This is a genomic window from Opitutus sp. sgz309028 (assembly GCF_059821195.1).
In genome coordinates this window covers 1-5569 of sequence record NZ_JCAMRR010000010.1, presented here as the reverse complement: position 1 = coordinate 5569, position 5569 = coordinate 1, and the positions used below count along the sequence as shown (strand labels likewise).

General features: G+C 63.9%; 3 protein-coding genes and 1 tRNA gene. All 4 read right to left on the bottom strand.

Features of this window, described 5'->3' with window-relative positions; all coding sequences use genetic code 11:
• Window positions 1–151 precede the first annotated feature (151 nt).
• The 4 genes from AC6RV7_RS21090 to AC6RV7_RS21075 all read right to left on the bottom strand — a co-directional run bounded on the left by AC6RV7_RS21090 (window position 152) and on the right by AC6RV7_RS21075 (window position 4896).
• On the bottom strand, window positions 152–469 hold the full coding sequence (locus tag AC6RV7_RS21090) for a hypothetical protein (protein ID WP_500096186.1): 318 nt from the start codon (window positions 467–469) through the stop codon (window positions 152–154).
• Between the two features lie 738 nt (window positions 470–1207).
• Window positions 1208–1747, bottom strand: coding sequence for a GbsR/MarR family transcriptional regulator (locus tag AC6RV7_RS21085; protein ID WP_500096185.1), 540 nt, complete (start codon window positions 1745–1747; stop codon window positions 1208–1210).
• 828 nt (window positions 1748–2575) lie between these two features.
• A tRNA-Gly gene (locus AC6RV7_RS21080) sits at window positions 2576–2651 on the bottom strand.
• A 37-nt stretch (window positions 2652–2688) separates the two neighbouring features.
• Window positions 2689–4896, bottom strand: a complete 2208-nt coding sequence (locus AC6RV7_RS21075; RefSeq protein WP_500096184.1) for a GumC family protein — start codon at window positions 4894–4896, stop codon at window positions 2689–2691.
• Window positions 4897–5569: the final 673 nt, after the last annotated feature.

The window sequence follows — 5569 nt, the reverse complement described above, 5'->3', positions numbered from 1 at the left end:
CGGCGCGAAACGCGCCTTCCGTGCACTCTGTGCGATCTGTGGTTCAATGCCAGGAGCATGCGTCCGCCAAACTCAGGACGGCTCGGAGAGCCGTCCCTACCTCGATCGAATTCTTCCCTTTGCGGTCCTTCGCCTCTTCGCGTCTTTGCGCTTAACTCGGCTCTGGGCCCTGGGCTCTGGGCTCTCCAGCGCGCACCGCGTAGCGCGACGCGCTGAGGTCGCTGAGCCGCACATTCCCCTTCCACCCTCGCGCTATATAGATCGCGCCGAGCTGGAAGCCGCTCTGCGGAAAGGTGCGCGGCATGTCGATCAGTACAATTTCCCGCAGCCCGAAACCGGCGTCGCGGATGTCGCGGAGCCGCGCCTTCGTCCACACATGATTGATCGTCATCAAAAACACGATGTGATCGGCGAGCGTCATCGCGTGCTGCAAAAACCGCCGCACCTGACTCCACGGCGGATTGGTCACGATCCAGTCGACGGGGTCCGTCCAGTCGAAGAAATCGCGTCCCCGCTGGATTTCGGACCAGAAGACGGAAGGCGGAGCCTTCGGAAAAGCTGAAACGCTGACATGCTGAAAAGCTGAAATTTTGGAAGCGGATTTCGGAGAAGCTGAGAGTTGCCGAGCGGCGGACTTCTGAGACGCTGACTCACGAGACGCTGAAATGCTGACAGGCTGAAAAGCTGAAATGGACTGAGTGCGGGCGTGGGCGCGGAGGGCGCGGAGGAAATTGCCGGCGCCGGCGCAGGGCTCGAGGATCCGGCCGGACGGACGGAAGTGCGCGACGAGCTGCCGCGCGAGCTTCGGCGGCGTCTGCACGACATCGTCGCTGGTGTAATTACGGTTGGGCTGGAGGCGCATACAGCCGCGGAGCGGCTAGTGAAAGTGACGGTGAAAGGGAAAGTGTCGGAGTGGCTAGAGGCGAAAGGTTAGAGGCGAGAGGCGCTTGAAACGCTGAGAAGCTGATATGCTGACGGAGCCGCGAGGCGTAGATGGCAAAATGCGGAGCGTTTTGCCCTGGAGCGGCGCGGTAGCGGCCGTCGTCCCGACGGCCATCCCTTAAACTCTAAACCTTAAACTTAAACCCGCCGCATCGCGGCGCTAACTCGCGCGAAGCGCGTGAGCTTCGCCCCGTCACTTCCTTCGAGGTGACCGTACGGGCGGGGGCCGCAGGGAGCATGGGTGGCAGGCGCGCCACGGACGCGGTCAGCCGCGCCGGGTCGCCAAAACGGTTTTCAACAGCGGCAGCAACAGGCGCATCTGGTTGCGCCACGATTCGATCTGCTGCACGCGATCGAGGGAAAATTCGCGCCCGTCCTTCGACGGCGCCGCGGCGGCGTATTTCCGCAGCCGCTCCAGGTGCCGCGCACCGTCGGTCACGAGCGGATCCACCTTCTCGCGGAGGATGCCGGTGACCAGCTTGCGCAGGCCCTTCTCCGGCTCGAACAACTCGCGGCGTCCATCGCCGCTCACAAACCGCACCGCGCCGAGCGCACGCAGGGCGTTCAGCCCCTGGCTCACCGAGCCGCGACTGATATCGAGGCCGTCGAGGAGGTCGGTGAAGCACAACGGCTCCGGCGAGGCGAACAGCAGCCCGTAGATCTGCCCGTAGGACCGCGGCACGCCCATGACCTGCACGACGTCGCCGAAGAACTGCACGCACTCCCGCTGAAACTCCCGCGACACCCGTATCTCCTTCGGCGCGATAGAGTCGCGTTCGCGCGGGCTGGAGGAGAGTCGGTTCATGCGGTTTTCCCCTACGGGCATGACAGGGGAAAACCTTACGTTCAATCAAAAATGAACTTAACGCCGCGGCGCGCGCGGCGCGCTGACGCGCCGCGTGAAAGTGACGGTGAAAGGGAAAGTGGGAAAACCGCGAAGAACGCGGAGATGCGCGAAGCGGCGCGAAGGACGACGGATCTGAACCACGGATTGCACAGATTGCACGGACCGGGCGGCGCTTGGATGCGAGCTAAAGTTGAGAGTCGGAATTCAGACCACGAAACACACTAAATACACGAAAGGAATGAACCGCGAAGGGCGCGAACTGCCGCGAAGAACGCCCTGTGCGCGCGAGTGAAAGTGACGGGGCCGGGAAGCGCGCCGCCAGTTGAGAGTTGAGAGTTGTTAGTTGAGAGTTGAGAGACGGACAAAACCGCGGCATCGCGTAAATCGCGAAAGCGGACGGCTCGGAGAGCCGTCCCTACCTTTGATCGACCTTCACGGAGCTTCGTGTCCTTCGCGGTTTCCATCCTGGCGATCGGGACGATCGCCGCTACCCGGCTCTCAACTCTAGGCTCTCAGCTCTCAACTCGCCGCAGCGCGGCGTTACTCGCGCGACAGCGCGGCGAAGCGTGGGCCAAACTCAGGACCGCTCGGCTACCGCGCAACGGCGAGCTGATAGCCTAGCGTTGAGAGCTTCTTGAAACGCTGAAAAGGTCGTCCTCTCCCCGTTTCGTGTGTTTCGTGCATTTCGTGGTTCAAAAACTCCGGATCCTTCCGTGTTTTCCGTGTGTTCCGTGGGCAACGTCTTGGCGCGCAAAAAAAACCCGCACCTTGGCAGATGCGGGAAAATGGAGCGGGCGAAGAGACTCGAACTCTCGACGTCCACCTTGGCAAGGTGGTGCTCTACCAACTGAGCTACGCCCGCGAGAGAGCCGACAGAAGTAAGGTCCGGCCTGTCTCCGTCAACTGCTATTTTCGCGTTTGCGCATTTCGCGCGTCTCCCCGTTCACCCGCCCGGGTTCCCGCAACACGAGGCGCTCCGGCTCGCCTCCCCCACCCGTTTCACCGGACGCCGTCCCGCCACCGCGACGGCGTCTTCCGTCTCCGCCGTAATACGAGTAATTGCTCGTGTAATACCCATACTCGCCGCCGGCATTCACCGGCACCTGCGTGAGCACCACGCCGAGCAGCGGCGTCTGCAACGCTTCCACCGTCTGCTGCGCGCGCACCACCATGCTCTGCGGATTGCGCCGGTGCTGGATCAACAGGATCGCGCCGTCGACGACGGTCGCGAGCACGCTCGCGTCGCTCACGCCGATGATCGGCGGCGAATCGAAGACGATCCGGTCGTAGCGGCCGCGCAGCGTCGCCACGAGCTCGCGGAGACGGTTGAGGTGCAGCAGGCCGAGCGTGAAACCCGGCACGCCGCCACTGGGCAGAAAATCGAGGTTCGGCGCGATCGCGGGCTGGATGGCGGCGTCCAGCGTCACGCGATCGACGAGGACGTCGCTCAAACCCGGCTCGCGCGGACGATCGGCGAGCCGATGCTGCGCGGGGCGGCGCAGGTCGGAGTCGATCAGGATCACCTTCTCGCCCGCGAGCGCGGTGAGGCGCGCGAGCCGGTGCACGGTGGTCGATTTCCCCTCGCCCGGCCCGGCGGAAAAAATCACGAGACTCGAGGGCTGGCCGGCCTTGAGCGCGAGGTTCAGGTTGGTGTGCAGCACGCGATACGGCTCGAGATCGGCGGGATCCTCCTGCGCGCCGCCGAGCGGTTCGCGCTGAAGCGGAATCACGCCGAGGACGGGCAGCTTGAGTCGATTTTCGACATCGCTGACGTCGCGGAAACTCGTGTCGAAATATTCGAGCAGCACCGCGCAGCCGACGCCGAGCAGCGAGCCGAAGAGAAACGCCATCGCGATATTCAGCGGCCAGTTGGGCCGGCTCGGGCGGCGCGCGGGTTCGGCGACGTTGAGGATTTCGATCGTGCGCTTGGGCACCTGGAAATCGATTTCGCGCTGACGGAGCGTGAGCTTGAGCGTGGTCAGCAGGCGCGTCTCGTCGTCGAGTTTCTGCGCGGCCTCCTCGAACGGCCGCCTGCGCTCGCGCGCGGAGAGGATCTGCTCGACCTTGGCCTGGCCGAGCTGGGTCTTCAGCTCGGCGACGCGCGACTCGGCCTCCTGGTAGGAGATCTCGAGCGCGCTCTCGTAGCCGCGGAGCTGGGCGTCGAGCTGCTCGCGGATCTTGGCGCGGTTGTCGACGGCAGCGACGAGGTCGGGATGCGCCTCGCCGAGGCGGGCCTGGAGTTTCGTGACGGTTTGATCGGCGAGCAAGTAGGCCTGGAGGAGATTCTGGATGTTGGGGTCCTGGATCAGCTCGGAGTTGACGAGGCTGAGCCGCTCGGCCGGCGGGATGCTGCGGAAACGTTCCCAGCGCGTGCGGCGGCCGATGGCGTCGACGCTGAGCGCGATGAGCGAGTTCTGCATCTGGCGGAGCGTCTCGATCTCCATGTCGGAGTAGCGCGCGTTGAGGTCGACGCCCGAGAGGTTGAGGTCCTTGCGCAGCCGCTCGACGGCGTCGCGCTGGGCGCTGACGACCTGTTCCTGGGCCTCGAGCTCCTTGCGCAGGTGGGCGAGGCCCTCGCGCTGCTCGGCGGTGGCGAAGGCGATGCGGTCGTCGGAGTACACGCGCGCGATCTCGTTGGCGATCGCGGCGGCGAGCGCGGGATCCTGCGCGTAGACGTCGATGTCGATCAGCGAGGAGTTCCGCTGCGACTCGACGCGCAGCATGGTTTTCAGGAGGTATTGGTAGGTGACGGACGACGGCAGCGGGCCGGAGGCGTCGAGCGAGGCGGCGAGTTTCGCGTTGAGGTCGAGCCGCTCGATGACGGGGTAAAGGATCTTTTCGGACTGCAGGATGCGGAACTGGTCCTGGAGGAAATAGGGATCGTAGGAGCTGCTGGCCTGCGTCTGGAAGAGCTTCACCTCGCCCTCGGGTTTCTCGACGCGGATCTTGGTGGTGGAGAGATACCACTTCGGCAGGAACGCGGTGACGGCGACGGTGGTGACGACCACCAGCGCGAGGATGAGCGCGATGAGGGCCTGGCGCAACCGGAGCAGGTGAAAGAAGTCGGCGAGTGAAGCGCCTTCCGGGCGGACGGACGTGGGGGGCATGCGCGGCGCGCGCGCTGACGCGCGCGAGTGAAAGTTAAAGTGAGGCTAGAGGCGAGAGGCGAGAGGCGAGAGGCGGGCCGCGGCTTCGCCGCGGCGGAGATCGGAGATCGGAGATCGGAGATCGGAGATGGGAGATGGGAGATGGGAGATGGGAGATGGGACGAAGCCGGGAGGCGGAGATGGCAAAATGCGGAGCGTTTTGCCCTGGAGCGGAGCGGAAGGGTGACGTGAGCGGGTGCCCGAATCGGGCAGCGAATGGAGCAAAGTGAAAGTGAGGCTAGAGGCGAGAGGCTAGAGGCGAGAGAGGTCGCGCGTAAACCGCGAAGAACGCTCATTCCGTGCACTCCGTGGTGAGTACGAGCTTGGGCGCGAGCTGAGAGTTGAGAGTCGGAATTCAGACCACGAAACAAACTAAATACACGAAAGGAATGAACCGCGAAGGGCGCGAACTGCCGCGAAGAACGCCCTGTGCACACGAGTGAAAGTGACGGGGCCGGGGAAGCGCGCCGCCAGTTGAGAGTTGAGAGCTGAGAGTTGAGAGACGGACAAAACCGCCGCAGGAGGTATCAGTAATTCTGTGTGTGGATCGGTTATGGTGTAGTTTCCTTTTGCCCTCAGCTAGCTGAGGGCAAAAACCGCGATCCAAAAAGAACGGCAAACTGGCCAAGTGCTT